The sequence below is a fragment of the Streptomyces hesseae genome (assembly GCF_031845785.1).
Classification (GTDB): domain Bacteria; phylum Actinomycetota; class Actinomycetes; order Streptomycetales; family Streptomycetaceae; genus Streptomyces; species Streptomyces hesseae.
Window position 1 is genome coordinate 13604 of sequence record NZ_JAVRFI010000037.1, and the last position, 20700, is coordinate 34303.

The following is a 20700-nucleotide window of genomic DNA, read 5'->3' on the forward strand; positions in this document are numbered from 1 at the left end:
ACCGAATATGGGCCCGCCGAGCATAGCCGCGCGCCCGGTGCCGCAAGGGAGGAATCCAGAAACGGAGAATCTAATTCCGCACTTTTGAGCCACCGTGACATATTGAGCCAAAGGTAGGCGGCTGGCTGAAAACAAGCCTGAGGCTGCGCCGCCAAAGATCGGTCAGCTCGTCCGAAAGTCTATCTCCCGGAAAGCGGGACAAGGTGATAGCTTGCCGCTCCGGCCCATCCACATCTGGCCATTACACGCGCTTTTGCTTTTTCAGAGAACCGGAAAGGAATCTCTGGTGATACTTCGCGTGCACAGGACACTGGCTGCTGGTGTCATTGCAGCTGCATACCTCCTATCGGGCGCTCTCACTCCCGGAACCGATGCCGTAGCGTCTTCCATGCCTGCCGAAGAAGCCGATCCTCCTTACACCGTGGAGACATTCGAGTACCCGAACGCTGCGAAGATCCTCAAGGAGCAGGGCATCGCGCTACACAAGGGCGACGGGCACATCCTCCTGGCCGACTGCAAGATCTCCACAGACATCCAGGTCTTCACGCGGCACAACAAGGAAGGGCGCTACTGCTTCAAGGTCACCGGCACCGGCAAGACCGGCTACCTCTCGTTGGAGATCCCCCAGGCGTTCAACGTCACGACCGGGGACTACGCGGTCCGGGCCAGCGTGACTGCCGACGGCAAGACCTCGATCGTCGACATCCCAAAGAACGATGTGCGGGCGATCGGCGAAGGCACCAACCCTCCTGGCAGCCCAGCTTCCCTGGTTGAGCTCCGTGTTACCGGCTGAATGCAGCGGGGCGCCACGCCCCACAGCACGGACTCCACTGCAACAACCACCGGATGCCGACTCAAGAGGATGAACATGCCTGCCATACGTCCACGCTCAGCATGGGCGACAGGGCTCACCGTAACGGTTGTCGCCGCCAGCCTACTAGCCGCTGCCCCCGCGAGCGCCGTTGTGGGCGATGCGGCCAAGGACGGCTCCTACGCATTCACCGCGAAACTCGACATCGGCGGCCAGCGCAGCTGCACCGCTGCTCTAGTGGAGCAGCAGTGGCTTGTCACGGCGGCCAGTTGTTTTGCCGACAACCCGGCGCAGAGCCCGAAGGTGCCGGCGGGTGCACCGAAGTTGAAGACCATAGCCACTATCGGCCGTACGGATCTCACGCGTGGCGGCGGTAGCGTGATGGAAGTGGTGGAGCTCGTCCCGCGAGCAGACCGCGATCTGGTGATGGCTAGGCTGGCCAAACCTGTCACCGGTATCACGCCTGCCGCTGTCACTACGAGCACTCCGCTGCCGGGTGAGGATGTACGGGTTGCCGGTTATGGACGGACAAAGGACGAGTGGGTCCCCGACCGCCTGCATTCGGCCGCTTTCACCATAGGGCCAGTGAAAGCCACCCGTATCGGCCTGGCCGGCAAGTCGACGGACGCGGCAGTCTGCCAGGGCGACGACGGTGGCCCGGCCTTTCGTGACGTCGGCGGCCGCTACGAGCTCGTAGGCGTCAACAGTATGTCCTGGCAGGGTGGTTGCTTCGGCACCGATGAGGCCGAGACCCGCAGGGACGCGGTCGATACGCGGGTTGATGACATTGCCGACTGGATCCAGTCCGTCTCCTCCCGCACTCTCCTGTCCCGGGCTGAGTGGAAGAACGCCGCCTACATGGCGTCCGGCTACTTCACTGGCAACTCGGTTGCAAGCAAGAGGCACATGGATCTGTTTGTCGTCTGGAAGAACGGCTCGGCCAGCCTCTACCAGGGTTCCGATAACAATGATCCCAAGACACCCTTCTCGGCTGAGCATCAGATCGCCAAAGCGGGCAGCATCTGGCAGTACGCCCGGGCTGTCACCGGTGGCAGTTTCACCGGCAGCGGCAGCGACGGACTCATCGTGCGCTGGAAGGACGGCGAGGTGACCGAGTACACCCACCTTGACCAGAACGGTGTCCACGAGGAGAAGAACCTGCACCCCGGCGGCGGCAAGGACAATTACTGGACCTACGCCCGCCTAATCACCGCTGGCCGCTTCACCGCCAACAGCCTGCGCGACGACTTGCTGGTCCTGTGGGAAGACGGCTCGACGTCGATGTACACCGACGTCGACTCGAAGAAGCTATCCGGATTCATCCAGCTGACCAAGGCGGGCTGGGAGAACGCCGCGCAGATCAGCGCGGGAGATTTTACGGGAAAGAAGACATCCGACCTGCTCATCCAGTGGAAGGACGGTGAGACCACCATCTTCCCTGGCGTCGACCCCAAGGGCTACCACGGCCGCATCAACATTAGGCAAGTCGGCTCCCCTTGGAAGAACATGCAGACCGTAACCGTCGGCTCTTTCACCAGCGACAACAGCAAGGTCAACGACATCTTGATCGGCTGGGACAACGGCAACCTGGGTCTCTACCCCAGCGTCGATGCCGACGGCACACACGGTGGGATAGAACTGATCAGCTGACACACAGGCCCTGGTGGGCGTTCTGCTGAGTCGATCCGTGGATGGTGGCGGCTTGATGCAGGCCAATGGTCGGGCACCAAGCCGCGAGGTCTATCGCTGCAAGTAGCCGTCAGCGGCCGGATGCACGGCCCCGCCCGGCTGAACGATCGTGTACGACACCCGGCCGTCACGGTGATAGACCTCCTGCACCCGCAGCTGTCCCAGCAGCAACCTACGTGCCACGTGCCCTCCGCGCCGACCAACAACGACATGGCGAACACCACGACGCCGGTCGGCAAACGAGAGCGGGGTGCCCGCAGTCACCGACACCGCGAACGTCACGAACAGCTCTACCTACGGCCGGAAAGCTGGAACAGCACCAGGTCCAGCTGTTCGTCGATGCTCTCGATCCGATGAACGATCTGAGGCTACCGGGGTCTTCCGGATTTCCCCACCCGTCCCGCAGACCCCCCAGCCCGGTGTTCTGGACAACGATCGAAAGTTCCACCGCAGCGCCCTCCCCTTGGCTCCGTGACGTGGAACCGAACCGTATCGGTCAGGTCAGCTCTGAGCGAGAGAGCCTTCGGAGATGGGGGAGGGGCAGCCCTGGCAGGAGCAGTAGGGCAGAGCGGCAGCGCAGCGCCAGGATGGCGTCAGGCCGCAGTCCAATCATGTGGGGGATCGACGAGCCACTCCACGGTCTCGGGGTCGTCCAGCAGCTGCTCGGCGTCCGGCAGTCCCGCCCTGTGCAGGGGGGCGCCCCGCGCTAGTCCAGTTCATAGAAGGATGGTCACGCAACACCTGAACATGCGACGTCTCCCGTGGGCCGGAGGGCGTGCCCAGATCTTGTGGGTCAATGGATCTGGACAGCGGCGGCGGTGATGAAGGCGTTGAGGGCGTCCTGCAGCTCTTGTTCGCGTTCAGCCAGCTCGGTTCTCGTTGATGCACTACGGATTGGGCCGATCGCGTCGAAGGCCGACGCGGCAAGGGCGACGAGCATGGCGTCTTCGGTGAGGAGCCGGACTCGGAACTGGGCATTCTCTGTGGTGGCGCCAAGTCGGTCGCACTCTGTGAACGCGTGTCGCGTCTCAGGGCTGTCGGCGTCTTCCTGCAGGCAGAACCAGAGGGCGACAGTCCCTTGCTTGAGTGCCGTAACAGCTCCTGCGTAGGCACTGTAAGTCGTCAGACGTTCCTGGCGCAGCTGCAGAGAGCGGGCGAAGACTTCTGCTTGTGCACTGGAACGGCGCTGGAAGGTAAATGTGATGATTGACCCCAACAGGGTTCCAGCGACAGCGATCAAGCTGGCCAGCACAGCCTCCATGTCCACATCTCACCACGCAGACGTGCACCCGCGCAGCCCCAGCCGGGGACCAGGCGAACGGGCCGGACCGCCGCCGCCAGAGGAACCTGGAGCCGATGCGAAGCCCACTCAGCATGACTAGAGCCCGGCTCGCCAGACGAATACGCGACACCGGAACATGCGGGCCTACCAGTCCCAGGGCCGTGACACCCGACCGCCTCAGCCCGCCTGGACCAAGAGTGCACGACCGGCGAGAGACCGCAGGAACTCGACAACATCACGATCTTGATAGGCCGTGCCCAACGGCTGCTCGACGCCCTCTCGGCGGGCGACTACCTTGCGCCCGCCTCTCGCGTCGAGCCGGTTCACAGAGATCGCGGCCACCCCTCCACCGTGCGTTGCACCTGCTCTTCCGGCAGGGCAGCCGCCGTCCGGGCGATCACGGTAGCGGTGCGACGTCGTCCAGAAGCCGGCGCAGGGACAGCCTTAGATCCCTGACCGACTGGTCCTCTCGGGTGCCTTCGAACACGGGGGTCGCCTGACTGATCAGGGCGCCGAGCTGGCCGACCGGGGCTTCACGAAGCCCAGCTCGCAGCTGCGCACCCGACAGATCACCCCGGGCCAAGGCTTCCGCGAAGTCCTGCTCGGCGATCGTGGGTTTCCAGGAGCCAGCCTCGCGATCGGCCAGAAGCGCGTTGCAGGCACGGCGAGCGCCGTCCGCGGCCAGGCCGGACTCGAGCATCACCCGCTTCGCGGTCTCGGCCAGGGTGCTCGCTGCGGAGACCACGGTCTCGACTCCGCCGGACAGCAGGTCCTGCGGCCGGTACCAGTCCCGCATCTCCTGCTCGCCGTACTCGCTGGCCTGGGCATTGGTGGCGTGCCGCCGCAGGGTCTCTTCGAAGGGGGCGTCCAGGTAGTACAGGTGGGTATGGCCGCGGTGACCGCGGATCAGGGCGTTGATCATCGGGCCGTAGTGCGCGGCATAGAGGATGCCCGCGAGAACGACGTGGAAGCCATGGTCGAGGGCGTAGCGGACCGTGAGGTCGATGAGGCCGATGTTCGCGCCGTCGGGGGTGTCGCGTTCCCGCAGGATCACGCGGCGGAGGTTGTCCTGGCCGACCAGAGCGATGCCGCGACCGTACTGGTCGCGCAGCTCGGCGGCGACCGAGGTCTTGCCTACTGCCGAGTTGCCCCGCAGGATGACCAGTCGGCTTTCTTCCGTGCCGAGCGGCCGAAGCACGTTGTAGGGCGCGGGGGTCACTCCACGTCTCCGGCGTAGAACGAGTGCGCCGTCCCGGCCGCGGCCTGAGCAGCGAGCCCCGGGAGTAGGCGCTGAAGGAACGGTGGGATCATCGGCAGGCTGGCGATCTTGTCGAGTGGGACCCATTCGACGCCGGTCTGGGAGTCGTCGTGGTTGGTGCCGCCGAGGGTGTCGGGTTCGTGGAGGATCTCGCACCAGAAGACGATCTCGACACGGTGGTGTCCCGTGTCCCGCGGAATGTTGCTCTCGGGGTGGTTGCCGGCGATGTGTTCGCGCAGCATGAGCATCTGGCCGGCCGTGACGCGGACCCCGGTCTCTTCGAGGACTTCGCGCTCGGCACAAGCCGCCAGCGTCTCGCCGGGATGCTGGCCGCCGCCGGGGAGCCAGTAGGTCTCCGACTCGGGGTCGGGCCAGGTTCCGCGGACCAGGAGTACGTGCCCGTCGCGGACGACGAGGCCGGAGGCAGCGTTGCGGAGATAGAAGCCGTCGACGGGCTGCTGGGTCGTCATCGCCCGTACGGTAGTCGCACCGGACGGGGGCTCGTCCTGCGTTTTCCGAGGCTTTACCGGTCAGGGTGACGAGGCCGTCGGCCCTGCTGTGTGGTCACCACAGGTTCAGGGTCTCGAGCGGTTCGGCGGCGCGCGGCATTGCGGCGGTGGGACGGCCGGTCAGCAGTTTCCCATCCATTGGCGGACGGCCGGCTGGTGAGAAGCCGGCGGCGCCGGGCTTCGGCGTGGCGCAGGGCCCCCTTCAGCCCGTTGTCCCTGAGGGGCTGCGGTGCGGCGACAGCCGGGGTGGCGAGGAGTCCGGCGGAGTCGAGGCTTGCGGCGGCGGTGACACCGGCCGCGGCGGTGAGAGCGTGTCTGCGGGTTATGTCGGTGGGGCTCAACAGGTCAGCTTTTCTTCCGTGCTGTCGTGCGCTGCTTGTAGTGGAGAACGACGGAGGTGAGGGCGCAGGCGTCCATGAGTGAGCTCACACGGGACCGTACCGACACGACGCACGCCCCGGGAATACCAACATCCTTTCCACTTAAGGGAAGATGAGATGAGAGGTTGACGGGATAGCCGAGTTCCGCGCGGGAGGTGACCGGAAGCACCCCGCCGGCTCTCGTTCTCCCGGTCACAAGAGCGAGCGGGATCAGGCCGGAGAGGGTGCCGATGCTGCAGACGGCCATATTGGCAAGGATCCGTTTCAGGTGCGCCCACACGCCCTCGGCCGGGTTGAGGTATGGCGCATGCGGAGGTAGCCGTGGAAGACCGTCAGCCAGCTGCTACGGCTCCCGAGGAGCCGGCGCAACCGTGCGTCGGTGTGCTGTTTCGCGTTGTCCCGCACCAACACGGTGTTTCCGCCCACCTGCTGATGCACGGTGTCCAGCAGGTGGGCGAAGCCGTCCTCGCGGAAGTCCTCCTTCTCGTGGACCCGGCCGTGGTGGACGATCACCGGTAGATGAGCCGGGTGCGTGTCCCGCGTCTGCGGCAGACCATGCCGGCCGGGCAGCCCCGCCCCGAGCCACGGCCGCGAATCCTGACCAGAAGCGTGACGCTGCCGGGGGGCCAGGCGCGGGCTTTCGAGGGCCGTATTCCTTGACCGGACTCGTCCTCGAAGCGCAGCCAGGCGTCCCTGTCCCTCACCGCCGTTCCACACGCGGCGGGTCCACCAGCCCATCTGCCGCAGCACGATGCCGCCTCCGCGCGGTGGAGATGACCGGCACCCCACGCCCGACGGTAGTTGGGCACAGGTCGTTGTCAGTGGCGTGTGGCACGGTGGAGTCCTGGCTGGTGATCGAGTGATATAGGGGGCGTGGACGGTGGGGAATGCTCTGGGGCTTCCGGCGTGGCTGGTGAATGATCGAATGCCGGATGTTTCGGGTGCTGGAGGGAGACGACTGGACGCCCGAAGCATGGGATCGTGCCGCCAGGGCGTGATCGGCCAGTTCGGTCTGGGCGTGAAGACCGCGATGAGTATGTCCACAGGGGCGGGGAAGACCGAGAGCTACCTGGCGGCTGCGATTGAAGCGGTTCGGCAGGGGCGGAGGGTGACGGTCGTGGTCAAGGACCGCCACGAAGTCGCTCGGGCCAAGGCTCGGCTCGAAGCCGCATGGGCAGGGACTGGCGTGGCGACAGGCGGTCAGCCAGTGCCGGGTGACCGTCGGCTGATTCCCGAGCCGTACGCGCCGAGGAGGTTGCGTGCTCGGCTGTCGCCGGTGGCGGAGTACAGGGTGTTGTGCAGGAAAGCGGACGTGTGGGAGGAATCTGGGCGGGATCAGGAGCGGCGCGAGGTATCGGGGAATCGTCGTGTGCGGAATCCGGCTGCACGTCGCGCGGTGATCCTTCGCAGTGGGGGACGGTGCGAGAACCCGAGGTGCCTGTTGCCGGATCTTCCGTACCGCACGCGGGCTGGGGAGCCGCTACTGGAAGTCGACCACATTGATGACCACGCAGCCGGCGGTCGCGACCACCCGGCGGCGATGATCGCCCTGTGCCCGAACTGCCACAGCAACAAAACGCATGGCGCGGACAGGGCCGAGCTGACCGAGTGGCTGAGGGAGGCCGCCTCGAACCTGCATGCCGACTGGGAGCGGACGCAGGACAGCCGGCCTGCGGTCTCCCCGAGGTAGCTACGCTGCCGGTCGTGCTCGCCCGGACTGGGCACGGCATCGATCGCCACATCCACATGGCAAAGAGCCTCCCCGCTTCTGAAGAGGCCGGTGGCCACGTCCCTGGTCAGCGGTCTGTCGATGCCTCTGAAGCCGGTGACACCCCCCGGCCATGCGTTCGGCAGGGGGGTGTCACCGGCTCGAGAGGCCGGGAGCCCCGTTGCGGGGCTACGAGGAAAGTGGTGGGGGCGGGTCAGCGGTCGAAGCTGACCGAGCTGGCCTGGTCGTTCATGGCATCGCCGATGTAGGGGACGTTGCCGCGGTAGGTCTGGCTGAAGCCGAGGAAGTTGGCGTGCTGGTAGAGGGTGACGTCGCACTGGCCGGAGGAGACGGAACTGACCTGGTCGTTCCAGCCGTCGGCCATGGCAGCGAACTCGGGGTAGCGCCAGCCGCAGCCGACACTGCCGCTGTAGGTGTAGGAGCCGCCGCCGAAGTCCTTGTCACGGTAGACCGTGCCGAGGACCCGGTACTCGGCGGCAGCGGCGGACCGGGCGTTCATGACGTTCTTGGAGAGCTTGGCACCGTGCTCGCTGCGCGGACCGCTGAGGCGTTCCTGGAGCTTCGTGTCGTGCGCGGCGGCCCGGGTGTCGTTGGGGGCGTCGGCGACCCGGCCCTTGGTGGCGAAGGAGATGGCCTCTCTGTAGGTGGAGAAGCAGGAGGTGCCGCCGTTCTCGGTGTCGACGACGCAGTGCTGGGCGGCCTTGGCCTGGCCGGACCCGGACCCCTGGGCGACGGCGGGTGAGGCGACGGCGGCCAAGGTGGCCAGGGTGCCCAGACCGAGGGTGACGAGGGTGCGAGCGGTCTTCATGGGAGTTCCTCCTGGGGACGGTCGGGGTGGCGGTTCTTGCTGTGCCTCAGAGACTGCCGCCCCGCGTTCACCGCGCGATAAACGGCGCTGTTGCGTGCTCGTCCAGCAGCCGGCGGAGCTGTGCGGCGTCCTGCTCGGCCCGCAGCCCCTCGAAGAGTTCCAGCGCGGCCCGCAGACAGGCGCCGGCGCGGGCCTGCTGCCCCAGGTGGACGAGGCTACGGCCGAGCGTCCGGAGCAGACCGCCCTCCAGCATCACGCTGACCTTGCGGGCGAGCGGCAGGAACGTCTCGGCGGTCTGCGCCGCGAGCGCGTACCGCTCCTCCTCGGCGTGGAGTTCGGCGATCAGGTTGCCCGACGCGGCCTCGAAGGAGGACACGTTCAGGGTGCGGAAGAGCGGCAGGGCGGCGTCGGCCCGGCGCAGCGCCTCGTCCCGGTCCCCGCACAGGCGCAGCACCCGGGCCAGGTAGTACAGGCCGATGGCCTTGGACACCGACTCCCGCCCGCCGAGCAGCTCCACGCCGCGCCCGGCCGCCGCCCGCGCCTCGGAAAGGCGGCCCTGACGGGCGTAGTTGAAGGCCAGCTCGCCCAGTGCGGTACCCTCGGCGGTCACCGCGCCCAGCATCCGGAAGAACCGCACCGACGCCTCCCCGTGCGCGACCGCGTCGTCGAAGCGGCCGCGGACCCGGGCGTGGGCGCACAGCGTGAGATGGGCCGAGGCGCACAGCCGCAGGTCCGCGTCGTGGTCGCAGAGCTCCAGGCTGCGGTGGAGTTCGGTCTCGGCCTCAGGGAAGGCATTGGCGTGCCACAGCGCGTTCCCGCGCACGTATCGGGCGAGGGCCTCGGACGGCCGGTCGCCGCGCCGGGCGGCGACCTCGGCGACCTGCCGGGCCTGTTCCGACACCGCCGCGAGGTGGGTGATGCCGGAGAGCACGGTGTTGAGCCGGTCGAGGAGATCGGCGGCCTGGGACAGCGGCAGGCCGTCGTCGGCGGCGCAGGCACGGGCGATCAGCGCCCGTTGCAGGGTGGTCTCCTCGCGCATCCAGTCGGTGGCCTCCCGGGCGGTGGTGAAGGTGATCCCGGGGGAGACCGGTACGACGTCGATGAGCGTGCGTTCGTCCGGCTCGGCGGAGTGCGCGACCGTGTCGGCGTTGCGGGCCGTGGCCAGACAGAAGTCCAGCAAGCCGGCGAGGGCACGGGTCGTCGTGCCAGGGGAGTCCTCGCGGGCAACCCGGGCCCGGGCGAAGGCGCGGACGAGGTCGTGGAACTGGTAGCGGTCCAAGCGGTGCGACTCCAGCAAGTTGAGTTCGACAAGGGATTCGAGGAGCTCCTCCGCCTCCTCGGTGCCCAGCCCCAGCAGCGCGGCCGCGCTCGGCAGGGCGAGGTCGGGGACATCCGGGACGGCCAACAGCCGGAAGGCACGGGCCTGTTCGGGGGTGAGGGTGGCATAGGAGAGCTCGAAAGCGGCGTCCACGGCGGCGTCGCCGGTGCGCAGTTCGTCCAGGCGCCGACGTTCGTCCGCCAGCCGCCGGACCATGTCCGCCAAGGGCCGGCCGGGTTCGGCGGCCAGGCGGGAGCCGACGATCCGCAGGGCGAGCGGCAGGTGTCCGCAAGCGGCCACGAGCGCGACGGCGGCCTCCGGTTCCGCGTCCACGGAGCGGTCGCCGATGGTGCGCCGCAGCAGGTGGAGGGCGTCCTCGGGCGGCATGACGTCCAGCCGCAGGTGGCGCGCACCGGCAAGTCCGGTGAGCCAGGCGCGGCTGGTCACCAGGACGGCACAGTCGGCGGCGCCGGGGATCAGTGGTCTGAGCTGTTCGCAGGAGGCTGCGTTGTCCAGCAGCAGGAGCATCCGGCGGTCGGCCAGCAGGGTGCGGTAGAGCGCGACGCGTTCGTCGGCGTCGTCGGGGACGTCCTCGTCGTCGACGCCCAACCCCCGCAGGAATCCTTCCAGCACGTGGTGCGGGTGCAGGGGTTCGGCGTCGGCGCCGCGAAGGTCGACGTACAGGCGTCCGTCCGGGAACGCGTCGTCGCCGAGGCCGTGCGCGGCGTGCACGGCGAGCGTGGTCTTACCGACGCCCGCCATGCCGTTGACCGCCGAGACGACGACGGCTGAGGCGTCCGTCCTGGTCAGCATCCCGGTCAGGTCCCGGAGCTGCTCGTCGCGCCCGGTGAAGCCGGGGACGGGGGAGGGGAAGGCGCCGCCCGAGCCGGGTGTGTGCGGCCGGTGTCCGCTGTCCTCGGGCAGCCGCAGGGTGGGGTCGGAGCGCAGGATCCGCTGGTGCAGCGTGGCCAGTTCGGCGCCGGGCGCGGTGCCGAGGTGGCGCCGGGTGTCCTCGTGGACGCCCAGCGCCTCGGCCTGGCGGCCCGCGCGGTACAGCGCCAGCATCTGCACCGCGCGCAGCCGCTCGCTGGCAGGGAACTCCATGACCAGGGTGCTCGCTTCGGCGGCCAGGCGGGGCCGGTCGCCGAGCTCGGCGTCGAGGCCGAGCCGGGACTCCAGCAGGGACTGCCGCGCCTGCTGGAGGCGGGCGCGCAGGGTCCGGGCGTGCGGTCCGTGGAGCCCGGCCAGTGGCTCGCCCGTCCACAGTTCCAGCGCGCCGGTGAGGGCCTCGCGGGCCTGCCAGGCGGTGCCGCCGGAGGCCCGGATCTCCTCGGCCCGGGCCGAGGCGCGCTCGAAGGCCCAGGTGTCCACGGCATGGGCGGGGACGCGCAGCGCGTACCCCCCGTTCCTTCCGTCGCCGACGGTGACGAGCAACGGCTCGGCGGTGTGCCGGGCCAACGCCCGGCGCAGCCGCCACACATGGGTACGGACCGAGTGTTCCGGACGGGACGGCCGGTCGCCCTCGTCCCACACGGCGTCCACGAGCAGCGGCAGCGACACCGTCCGGCCGGCGGCGGCCAGCAGCACCGCCAACACCTCGTGCGAACGGGGTTGCCCGAGGTCGACCGGCACCCCGTCGCACCAGGCCCGAACCGGGCCGAGCAGGGCGAATCCCAGTCCCGGGGCGGGGGTGTTCACCGGGCGGAGGAACCGCAGGGGAACTGGAGCCCGTAGGAGGCCGACCAGAGCTGGACGAAGTAGGGGGCCTCGCTGTTGGTCGTCGCCAGGATCGACATGTCGCCGCCGGAGCGGATGGTGAGCTTGGTCCACGGCATGTGCCGGCAGTCGTCGCTGCCGGTCCGGCTCTGCCAGAGCGCGCCGCCGTCCGGGGCGGTGACGACGAGGTTGCCGTCGGCGCGCAGCTCTGCCTTGTTGCCCTCGCCGGTGGTCCCGGAGTGCCAGCGCGGCTGCTGGCTCTGGGTGCCGTCGGCATCGGTGGTGTAGAGGGCGAGGTCGCCGTTCCGCTCCATGACGAGGTGGGTGTCACCGGACGTCAGGCCCGCGCCGGGGGCCAGGGTGCCGCCGTTGACGAGGGTGTCGGAGGCGGCGACGGGCACGGCGGCGTGGGCCGCCCCGCCGGTGACCAGGAGCCCGGTGGCGGCGAGGAGGGCGGCGGCAGCAACGGAGGCGGTGCGGGTGAAGATCGGGCGGTTTGTTCTCGGCGACATTGCGAGACCTTTCCGGTGGATTGGTACGCCCTTTGCGTACTGGTCTCGACCATCACGGGTGCCGTTCGCCAAACGGTCAACAACCGGTGAACGGACAATCGGGGATGAGGCGCTGGGGGGAACGTGGGCCTGCGCCAATTCGTCATCGACGCCAGAGGGAGCAGCCGCAGCCTCCTTCAACAGCAAGGGAGCACCGTCGCCATGTCATCCACGTCCTCCACCCCGCCCTGGAATGTCCAACGGCTACCCGGTGCCGATGGCCGCGTCTTCCTGGTCACCGGTGGTAACGCCGGCATCGGGTACTTCGTCGCGGAGCAGTTGTCGGCGACCGGAGCCACCGTCGTACTCGGCAGCCGGAATCCCGCCAGGGCCGAGGCCGCCACGGCCTCGATCCGAGCGCGTGTCCCCGGTTCACGGGTACGGGCGGTACGGCTGGACCTCGCCGACCTCTCGTCGCTGGAAACAGCGGTGGAATCGCTGGAGGCAGAGCGTCTTGACGCGGTGGTCCACAACGCCGGCGTCGCGCTTGACGACCCGCCGCGACAGGAGACCGGGGACGGTCACGAGCTCATGTTCGGGACAAACCACCTCGGGCACTTCGCCTTGACCCACTGGCTGATGCCGCTGCTGTCGGCTGCGCCGGCGGCCCGCGTTGTGACCATGGGCAGCTTCGCGGCAAAGTCCGAGCGGCTCGACCTGGACGACCTGCAGTCCCGGAAGGACTACGAGCCCAAGCGCACCTACGGACGCTCCAAGCTGGCACAGATGTACTTCGGCGTCGAACTCGACCGCCGCCTGCGCGCTGCCGGCAGCCCGGTGGCAAGCGTGGTGGTCCATCCCGGCGGCGCGCTGGACTCCCTCACCCCATCACGGCCACCGGTCCATGTGCGAACTACCGGCGCACGGCTGAGCGCGGCACCTGCGGCTCTCCTCGTCCAGGGCAAGCACGCCGGCGCATGGCCTGCGGTCCGAGCGGTGCTCGACCCTGCCGTACGCGGAGGCCAGCTGTGGGGACCGCGCGTCTTCGGCCTGCGCGGCAAGCCCCGACATGAACCGGTGTGGAACCACCTCGCCGACCCTTACGTCGCGGCACGGTTGTGGGACGCGAGCTGCGATCTGACCGGCGCCGACCTCAGCACCATCTCCGGATAGCCCAGGCACGCGCGCGTTGGCCAACAGGTTGTCGCGCAGTTCCTGGGCATCTAGGGGTGTGGAACACGACGGCTTGGACGCGTGGGTGGAAGCCGTCGAGGCCGAGAGCGTCGCGGGCGGCTGCCGGGTCGCGTCGGCGGTCGCGGACGTCTTCGATCCGGACGGCCGTGGGCGGTGGACCGCCGCTTCCAAAGGGCGGGGGTTGGCCTGGCGGGCGTTGTCCGGGCCGGTGCCCGCAGACCGCAATGGCACTCCACTGCCGATCTGCGGGAATGCGGCGGTGGGCCGGCTGTTTGTCAGGGCCGGTTAGGTCCCCGATGGGGCAGCGTTCGGCTGTAGACGACGCTTGTGGTCGTGCTGCCGAAGCCGGCCAGCTCGTCCACGAGCATTTCCAGGTGCTCCATGGAGGTCGCGGCCACTTTCAGGGTGTAGCAGTCGTCGCCGGTGGTGCGCAGGCACTCCAGGATTTCGCGGCGCTCGGCGAGGAGATGGTGCAGCGGCTGGTGGCGGTTGCCCGGGTACTTCAGGCGGACGACGGCGAGCACCGGGTAGCCGACCTTGGCCAGGTCCACGGAGGCGTGGTAGCCGGTGATGACGCCCAGCGACTCCAGGTTTCGCACCCGCTCGGTCGTGGCCGACGGACTCAGGCTTACGCGGCGCCCCAGCTCGCTGAGGGAGATGCGGGCCTCCTGCTGGAGCTGCTCGATGATCGCCCAGTCGATGTCGTCGAGGTTCACGGCCATGACGCCATATTACCGGGAAGTTCGCTGTGAACAGCAGGGACCACCAGGAGAATTCGGTTCACTGCGGCATGATCGCTGGAATAACCTCGGGGTATGCAACTTGGCGTCAACGTACCGAACTTCGGGCCCGGGACCGACCCCGGCGTACTGCGCGAGTGGGCGCGGGTCGTGGCGGGCCTCGGATACGACCTGCTGATGGTGTCGGACCATGTGGCGGTCACCCCGGATGTGGCGGAGCGATATCCGGAACCGTTCTACGACCCGTTCACCACGCTGTCCTGGCTGGCCGGAATCAGCGACGGCGGGCTGCGGCTGGGCACAACCGTGCTGGTGCTGCCGTACCGGCACCCGCTGCTGGTGGCACGTATGGCAAGCAGCCTGCAACGGCTCAGCGGTGAGCGGTTCGTGCTCGGGGTGGGGATCGGGTGGGCGAGGCAGGAGTTCGACGCGCTCGGGGTACCGTTCGGCGCGCGGGGCCGGCTGACCGACGAGTACCTGGGTGTGGTGCGGGAGGCATGGCAGGCGGAGGGCGGCGTCGCTCCTCCGGTCTGGGTCGGCGGGCACAGCGCAGCCGCGATCCGGCGGGCGGCCAGGTTCGGCGATGCCTGGCATCCGCTAAGGCTTCCGGTATCGCGAATGCGGTCGGTCCTCACGGACAACGCATTGCCGGGGTTCGCGCCACGGATCGCGCTGCGGCTGACCGACGCTCCGGCCGAGGAGCCCGAACGGCCCGCCGGCGTCGGGGACCTGAAGCAGATCGTGGGTGATCTGGGGGAACTTCGCGAGCTCGGCGCCGAGACGGTGGTACTCGACCCGTACCACGGGGACCCGGCCCAGATCCATCGGCCCGAGGCCGCGTGGCGGGCGCTCGCGGCGGTGGCCGACCAATGGAGGATGACGGCGTGATCACCCCTGCTGACGAGGCGCTGCTACGGCGCGCCATCGGTATCGCGGCGCGCGCAGTGGAGCTGGGCGACGCGCCGTACGGCTCGCTGCTGGCCGGGCCGGACGGAGCGATCCTCGCCGAGGCGCACAACACGGTCCGGCGGGACGACGACATCACGGCCCATCCGGAGCTGAAGCTGGCCCGGTGGGCGGCCCGTGAGCTGGATGCGGACACGGCCGCCCGCATCACCATGTACACCAGCTGCCAGCCGTGCAGCATGTGCGGCGGCGGCATCGTCCGCTCCGGTATCGGCCGGGTCGTCTACGCGCTCTCCACCGAGCAACTCGTCGAACTCAACCCACGGTCGGGCGACTGGCCGACGGTGGCGCAGGACGGCCCGGCGCTATTCGACGAGGCACGTGCCCCCATCGATACCTACTACCGGCCGAGCTGACGACATCGGCTCGTCGGACCAGAGGTCCGCCGCAGGATGAGGTCGCCGCGCTCAACGAGTGCAGGCACGTACCAGCAGAGGACATTGCGGGCAGTGTCCTGTCGGTGCTGGGCAGCAGTACCAGCACGGGCCGCGCCAATCAGTGCGGGGAGCCCATCGGTAGCGTGGCAGTGAAGTCACTCTGCCGGGCCAAGTACGACCACGTCGACCGTAACCGGCCGGGCGGCGAGCGGGTGGACGGCGGGCTGTGTGTCCGATGTTGCCGCCTGGAACGCGACCGGGCACAGCAACAACTGCGGCAACCCCAACGTCGCCGTGTTGAGCGACACCACCTGCATCACCGAGGACGTCCACCACGGGCACTGATCCCCGGCCGTAGAAGCCTCAGAACCTTCCGGACCGCCGGGGGAAGTAGTCCTCCAGCGCGCCTTCGCGGTGGACGTCGAGCGTGGCGCAGTGCAGTCCGCCGCCGAAGGGAGCCACGTCCCAGAACGGCACCGGGACGACCTCGAAGCCCAGCCGGTCGAGCTGTTCCATCTGCGCGATCTCGCTCGCTTCCACACAGACCGTCCCGGGGTCCAGCACCAACACGTTCATCGACAGCCAAGGGCTGCACGCGGACAACGGCGGCGGGGCCTGCCGCCCGGGGGTGGCGGCCTGGACGACCTGCCAGTCGTTGATCTCGAGGTGGTGCTGCAGTTCCTCCTCGGCGGGGCGTTCCCCGCAGTGCAGGACGAGGCCGGGGCGCAGCGGTACCCAGGTGGCGTCGATGTGCATGGGGTGCGCGTTCCCGAACGTCACCCCGTGCACGCGGTGCTCCGGCAGATGCTGCCGGAGCCAGCGGATTCCCGCCCCGTTGGTGGCAAGGGACTGCTGGACGAACAGATCCTTGCCGCAGCGGGCGATGTCGGCAGCATCGAAGAGCGGCTCGGTCTCGGTCAGCACCAGCTCCCCGGCCCTGACCCGGGTGATTTGTTCCTCGAATGGCAGGGTGTCGTACTCGTCCCAGAAGCCCGGCCGGTACGAGGCCTCGGTCAGCCGGGGCTTGGGGGCCGCCTCCCACCTCATGTCCGGATCAGCGCGGAAATAGCTCTCGATCAACGGCCGGTGGGCCAGGAACTCGAACCAGCGGCTGCGGAACGACATCGTCGCCTCGAGTAGCTCGTTCCCGATCACTACCAGGACGTCACGCACCGGCATGGCACCGAACATGCTCTGCTGGGACCACTCGGGAGTACCGACCGGTTGGCTGAAGTCCAGTGGCCGGGGCCGGTCGACCCGAATGCCGCGTTCTTCGAGAACACGCGCGAAGTTGTCCAGCTGCTCGTTGGCCGCTGCCGTCATCTCCTCGGGCAATGGCCCATGCGTTCCGCGCGGAAAGCCGTGTTCGGGCCAGTCCCGGACGACCGCCGGCTCGGGTGCCTGCACCACGGTGCCGTCCGCCCGGCCGACGACGACGTGCCTCAGCGGATCCCACTCGTTCCAGGAACCGACCTTCACTGATCCTCCCTCGGGGTATGCCGTGCATGGCCCGCTCTCCGGAAGCGGGAAGCGGGAAGCGGGAAGCGGCAAGGGGCCAGTCTGGCGTCCCCCAGGCCGCAGCACGAGAGGCAAGCCCGGGGCGCGTGAGGTGACGGGGGAGGGCCCGGCGGGCGTGATGGCGGTGGAAGGCGGCGTGCGCCCAGGAGGAGCCGGTGGGGATGGTCCCACTGACCTGAGTCTGCCGGTTCCTTGCCCTTGCGCGTGCGGGGAGGGGGCCGTCTGCTTGGATCGCACGGTCCGGTGCGTGGTCGTGCGGAACCCTGCCAGGATCTCGCGCCGGTGCTCCGGGATGTGCTCGCCGCACAATCCATCTCCCGGGTTCGCGCGGGATGCCCTTCTGGCTGGTCCGCGTGCGGCTTTGCTGCCGCAGCCTTCAGGCCTCCGTATAGGCCTGTGCCTTCATCGTCCGGTGTTGGGAGGCGATGTACGTCTGCAGGCCTCCGCTATCGGGTGTGGCAGTGCGGCCGGCGGCGCCCCGAGCCGCTGCCCGCGCGCCTCCTCGCTGCGCCGCTCCAGCGGTTCGCCACGCGTGTTTCTCGCGGACGTGGGGCTGGTCCCGGAGTGGCCAAGATCGTCCAGAGCGTCCTGCTCTGTTTCCCGCACGTGGGGGTGGTCCCGTGGTCCCCTTCCTCGGGCCCGGGGCCCGCACCTGTTCCCCGCATGCGCGGGGATGGGCCCAACACGGTGAGCCGGGATGGTCTGTCTGTTACCTCTGGGTGTCCGGCGCGTCTGTAGGGCGGCACGCGGCCATCGCCGAACTCGACCCTGAGCGATACGCAACGCTGCGAAGCAGCCGTCCACCAGGCCGACGAAGCCTCAGCACCGGTTCTTTTGATCCAGCGGGCCGTTCCTGCCCCGCTTGCTTCGCCCCGGTGCCCGGTGCCCGGTGCCCGGCGGGCTCGGCGGGCTCGGCTGGTTTGATGGAAGAGCTGGAGCACCTGGCCGGGGAGGCTGGGGTGGAGGGCAACCAGCAGGCTGCCCGGGAGGTGGGGGTGTTTCTGCGCTTCGTTGTCGGCTGACGCACATCCCCGAGTTCAGCTGCGTCCGCCCGTGATGACGGTCTTCTTCTCCCGGCGGCAGTCGTGAGGAGAAGACCGTGGTCTGCCGGGTCGTGCTGCGGGTCGGGCTGGTGTGGGCTGCTGGGCCTGTGCGGCGAGTGGGGAACGCCGGCCTTTTTCCGTCGCGCCGGTGTGGGTCCAGGGTCGGTACGGTCACGAGGGTCCGGCTCCCGGGGAAGTGCTCCAGCGCGCTCGTGGTGGCCGTGGTCGTGGGGAGCGGCCTCGTCCTCGGGTCGCGAGCGGCCTGCTCCTGGAGGAGATGGATTCTCCAACTCCATTTTTATGTAGGGGAGTTGGGGATTTTTTGACCGGACACTGACATGCGCGTGCGGCGCCGGAGCTTTGATGGGCCTTCATACTGGCGACCACCGCCACCGTGTTCACGACACAAGTGGCTTCGGCCGCCAGGCCCGGCCCTGTCCGCTGGAGCTGCTCCTGAAGGCATCTCCAGCGTTGAGTCTCAGCACGACCCGTCACTGGTGAGGAGACAGAGACCATGCTCAAGGTCCCCAGAGTCCGTCGCGTCATCGCTGTACCCGCAGCCATTCTCGCGTTCGCCGGCGGTGCCACCGTCACCGCCGCGGGTACCGCCAGCGCTCAGGCGGACACCCAGTACGGCTGTGCCCTCCAGTACCAGGGGAACACTGACGGCTCGCCCTGGTACGGCTGGGGTCTTAAGCCCTGCATCGTGAAGTCCGGGTACGACGGTAGTTACTACGCCTACGTCATGGGGATGGGCGGAAGCACTGACGTACGTGTCTATGTCGGTGTCTATAACTCGTGCACTGGCGTCACGTCCGGCATGAACGGGGATTCCGACGCCAACCACTTCGTCCCGGCTCCAGGCCTGACCCACTACCTGTACGGCTCGGACAACGTGAATATCTCCTGTTCCTCGGGTGTGTGGGCCATCGCGCGGCTCTTCGAGAGCGGGCACGGTTCCCCGTGGGCCTGGTCGGAGCGCCTGAACTGATGACACCGCGGGGGTATGGGCTGCGGTGTGGGGCTGGTGTGCTGCAGGCCGGGTGAGAGCCGGTCGTGCGTTTCCCGGCGGCGTGGCCTGCATGCTGATCCCGAGCGCTGCACGGCGCCCCCGTGAACGTTTCCGGCAGGAATACCCGCCCTCCGCCCACCACGTCTTTCTCCGGTACCACCACCGGGCGTGCGGCCGCGCCCTGAAGTCGCTCGTCCGGCGTCGGCGGCTGCTCCGAGCGCGGCGCCCGTGCTGGGGTGAAGTGCACTGCATCAGGCGGTGTGTGGCCTTGCCGGGTGCGGGGATGGCCGTCTTTGGCGGGCGGAGTGGTGCGGCGTCGACGGCTTGTGTTCCGCCCGGGCACGGCGCCGCCGCCGGGTCCCCGGGTGGCGGCATCGATGGCGAGTGCGGACCGCCAGGGGGCGGGGGCGCTGGCAGCGGGCCCGTGACCACGGCTCTTGTCGGGTCTTGCCGGTTATGGTGTCGTGCTTGTCGGGATGGTCCGGTTCCGGCCGGCTGTTCTGCGGTCGCGTAGCCAGCGGCTGTGTGAGGCCAGGATGCCCAGGCCGAGGGCTACCAGGTGGCCGGCGTCGGCCAGTTCGTGGTTGATGACCCAGGCGAGGGTGAGGAAGGTGGTGAGTGCCGGGAGGCCGTAGAGGCGGGTGCGGTGGCTGGAGAGTGCCAGCAGGCAGGCGACGGTGGCGACCAGTCCGTAGCTGATGCCCACGTCGCGGGCCCGGGTGAGGGCTCCCGGTACATGGGCGAGCCGCATCAGCCACATCACGCCCTCCGTCAGCAGGGTCGCCATGACGTGGCCGAAGAGGAATGTGCCCATGCCGCGCAGTGTGCCCCAGCGCCACTCGGCTATGCCGAGTGCCGCGGCCACTGCCGCGATGCCCAGGAGTACGGGCACGCCGTCCACGACGAGGCCGCTGGTGAGGAGGGTCCACCACTTGCCGACCTCGAGGTGGTGGACGTTGCTGCTGTTGTGCCGGATGAAGCGGGCCTGCTCCCGCAGCGGCTGGCTCGCCAGCCAGGCCGCCGTGGCCAGGAGCAGTGCCACGTACGTGGTTGTCGCCGGGAGCCGCCGGGCCAGGGCCACGGACCGGTCCGCGGCCCGCTCAGCCGCCATCTTCACCTTTTGCGCCGCCATCCGCTCGTATGCCGTCACCCCGCCCCCCGGGGGGCGGGCGCGCTCCGAGGCGTTCGTCCTGGAGGGTGACGACCCTATCCCGGGCGGTCGTCACGCCGGGATAAACAAGGTCCCGGACGGGCTTCGCCCCTGATGCCGTCGGCCCGTGGCCGGTCTGGCCGGTGGTGTGTTCTGACCCGGTGGTCCGTGGGGGAGTGAGGGGCAGGCCCGTTACGCGTGTGGTGAAGTGCCCCGCTTCCTGACGGCTGTGCCGGTCGTTGGGCGGGTGTGAGCATTGCTGGTGTGGAGGCGCTCCTGGCGGAGTACCGGGCCCGGGTGTGGATTCCCGTTCCGGGCGAGCGTGTTCTTGCCGGGGACCTTGCCCGTGGCCGGATGTCGGGTGCGTGGCTCCGGGCCGGGCTGCGGGAGGCGCCCTGTGGTCGCCTCGCTGCTGTCCTTGTCCCGGCGGCTGCGGCGCTGGAGGTGGCTCCTGCTCAGGAAGATCTGGTGCTCGCTGTCCGCAGGCTCCTTGACGCCCTTGCGCCCCCGCCGGGGCCCGGGCCGCTGTGAGTGGTTTGCGGGCGCAGGGCCGGGCCGGCCGGGGCCGGCGTTCCCCGGCGTCGGGACGGACGTGCGCCGGGCTGGTGGGCGGGCTCACGCTGCCCGCCCGGACCTGGGCACTCCGGTTCCCCGCTGGTGAGGAGGCCGGGCGGCCTCTTGACCCGCCCGGCGGCGCGCGGAAGGAGCT

Annotated in this window: 17 protein-coding genes and 1 pseudogene; 7 read left to right on the forward strand and 11 right to left on the reverse strand. The window is 69.0% G+C overall.

The window, feature by feature from the left end; genetic code table 11:
- Positions 1 to 388 precede the first annotated feature (388 nt).
- Positions 389 to 793: a hypothetical protein gene (locus tag RM609_RS32685; protein WP_311616004.1), complete on the forward strand. Its 405-nt coding sequence runs from the start codon at positions 389 to 391 to the stop codon at positions 791 to 793.
- A 75-nt stretch (positions 794 to 868) separates the two neighbouring features.
- Positions 869 to 2461 carry a S1 family peptidase gene (locus RM609_RS32690; protein ID WP_311616006.1) on the forward strand — a complete coding sequence of 531 codons (1593 nt, stop codon included), beginning with the start codon at positions 869 to 871 and terminating at the stop codon, positions 2459 to 2461.
- Between the two features lie 90 nt (positions 2462 to 2551).
- Here the strand turns inward: RM609_RS32690 and RM609_RS32695 are convergent, their stop codons facing one another.
- The 5 genes and pseudogenes from RM609_RS32695 to RM609_RS32715 form a co-directional block, all read right to left on the reverse strand.
- Positions 2552 to 2683, reverse strand: a complete 132-nt coding sequence (locus RM609_RS32695) for a hypothetical protein (RefSeq protein WP_311616008.1) — start codon at positions 2681 to 2683, stop codon at positions 2552 to 2554.
- Between the two features lie 610 nt (positions 2684 to 3293).
- Positions 3294 to 3761, reverse strand: a complete 468-nt coding sequence (gene kilB, locus RM609_RS32700; protein WP_311616010.1) for a plasmid transfer protein KilB — start codon at positions 3759 to 3761, stop codon at positions 3294 to 3296.
- A 700-nt stretch (positions 3762 to 4461) separates the two neighbouring features.
- Positions 4462 to 4980 (reverse strand): annotated as a pseudogene (locus RM609_RS32705) (P-loop NTPase family protein); the annotation flags it as partial.
- Positions 4981 to 4997: 17 nt separating this feature from the next.
- Entirely contained in the window at positions 4998 to 5510 is a 513-nt protein-coding gene (locus tag RM609_RS32710) for an NUDIX domain-containing protein (protein ID WP_311616012.1), read from the reverse strand.
- Positions 5511 to 6193: 683 nt separating this feature from the next.
- A complete protein-coding gene (locus tag RM609_RS32715; RefSeq protein WP_311616014.1) occupies positions 6194 to 6442 on the reverse strand; it encodes a hypothetical protein in 249 nt (82 codons plus the stop codon).
- 523 nt (positions 6443 to 6965) lie between these two features.
- Between RM609_RS32715 and RM609_RS34575 the strand changes: the two genes are divergently transcribed.
- On the forward strand, positions 6966 to 7619 hold the full coding sequence (locus RM609_RS34575; RefSeq protein ID WP_369016254.1) for an HNH endonuclease: 654 nt from the start codon (positions 6966 to 6968) through the stop codon (positions 7617 to 7619).
- Positions 7620 to 7851: 232 nt separating this feature from the next.
- On the opposite strand, the gene RM609_RS32720 is transcribed toward RM609_RS34575, so the two are convergent.
- From RM609_RS32720 to RM609_RS32730, 3 genes are all read right to left on the reverse strand, one after another.
- Positions 7852 to 8466: a beta/gamma crystallin family protein gene (locus tag RM609_RS32720; RefSeq protein WP_311616016.1), complete on the reverse strand. Its 615-nt coding sequence runs from the start codon at positions 8464 to 8466 to the stop codon at positions 7852 to 7854.
- A 67-nt stretch (positions 8467 to 8533) separates the two neighbouring features.
- A complete protein-coding gene (locus RM609_RS32725) occupies positions 8534 to 11482 on the reverse strand; it encodes an AfsR/SARP family transcriptional regulator (RefSeq protein WP_311616018.1) in 2949 nt (982 codons plus the stop codon).
- Complete coding sequence (locus RM609_RS32730; RefSeq protein WP_311616020.1) at positions 11479 to 12012, reverse strand: hypothetical protein; 534 nt, start codon at positions 12010 to 12012, stop codon at positions 11479 to 11481. Before RM609_RS32730 ends, RM609_RS32725 begins: the two co-directional genes overlap by 4 nt.
- A 201-nt stretch (positions 12013 to 12213) precedes the next feature.
- Here RM609_RS32730 and RM609_RS32735 point away from each other — a divergent pair, with 201 nt between their 5' ends.
- The gene (locus RM609_RS32735) at positions 12214 to 13164 is read left to right on the forward strand and encodes an SDR family NAD(P)-dependent oxidoreductase (RefSeq protein ID WP_311616022.1); all 951 of its coding nucleotides are present in this window, start codon (positions 12214 to 12216) and stop codon (positions 13162 to 13164) included.
- 296 nt (positions 13165 to 13460) lie between these two features.
- Here the strand turns inward: RM609_RS32735 and RM609_RS32740 are convergent, their stop codons facing one another.
- Positions 13461 to 13907 carry an Lrp/AsnC family transcriptional regulator gene (locus RM609_RS32740; RefSeq protein WP_311616024.1) on the reverse strand — a complete coding sequence of 149 codons (447 nt, stop codon included), beginning with the start codon at positions 13905 to 13907 and terminating at the stop codon, positions 13461 to 13463.
- 93 nt (positions 13908 to 14000) lie between these two features.
- Here RM609_RS32740 and RM609_RS32745 point away from each other — a divergent pair, with 93 nt between their 5' ends.
- Positions 14001 to 14813 (forward strand): LLM class flavin-dependent oxidoreductase, encoded by an 813-nt coding sequence (locus RM609_RS32745; protein ID WP_311616026.1) that lies wholly within the window; start codon positions 14001 to 14003, stop codon positions 14811 to 14813.
- Positions 14810 to 15247, forward strand: a complete 438-nt coding sequence (locus RM609_RS32750) for a nucleoside deaminase (protein ID WP_311616028.1) — start codon at positions 14810 to 14812, stop codon at positions 15245 to 15247. Before RM609_RS32745 ends, RM609_RS32750 begins: the two co-directional genes overlap by 4 nt.
- 384 nt (positions 15248 to 15631) lie before the next feature.
- Here RM609_RS32750 and RM609_RS32755 read toward each other — a convergent pair whose 3' ends face one another.
- Complete coding sequence (locus tag RM609_RS32755) at positions 15632 to 16747, reverse strand: serine/threonine protein kinase (RefSeq protein WP_311616030.1); 1116 nt, start codon at positions 16745 to 16747, stop codon at positions 15632 to 15634.
- Positions 16748 to 18343: 1596 nt separating this feature from the next.
- Between RM609_RS32755 and RM609_RS32760 the strand changes: the two genes are divergently transcribed.
- Positions 18344 to 18820 carry a hypothetical protein gene (locus tag RM609_RS32760; protein ID WP_311616032.1) on the forward strand — a complete coding sequence of 159 codons (477 nt, stop codon included), beginning with the start codon at positions 18344 to 18346 and terminating at the stop codon, positions 18818 to 18820.
- A 475-nt stretch (positions 18821 to 19295) separates the two neighbouring features.
- On the opposite strand, the gene RM609_RS32765 is transcribed toward RM609_RS32760, so the two are convergent.
- Positions 19296 to 19952 carry a rhomboid-like protein gene (locus RM609_RS32765; protein WP_311616034.1) on the reverse strand — a complete coding sequence of 219 codons (657 nt, stop codon included), beginning with the start codon at positions 19950 to 19952 and terminating at the stop codon, positions 19296 to 19298.
- Positions 19953 to 20700: the final 748 nt, after the last annotated feature.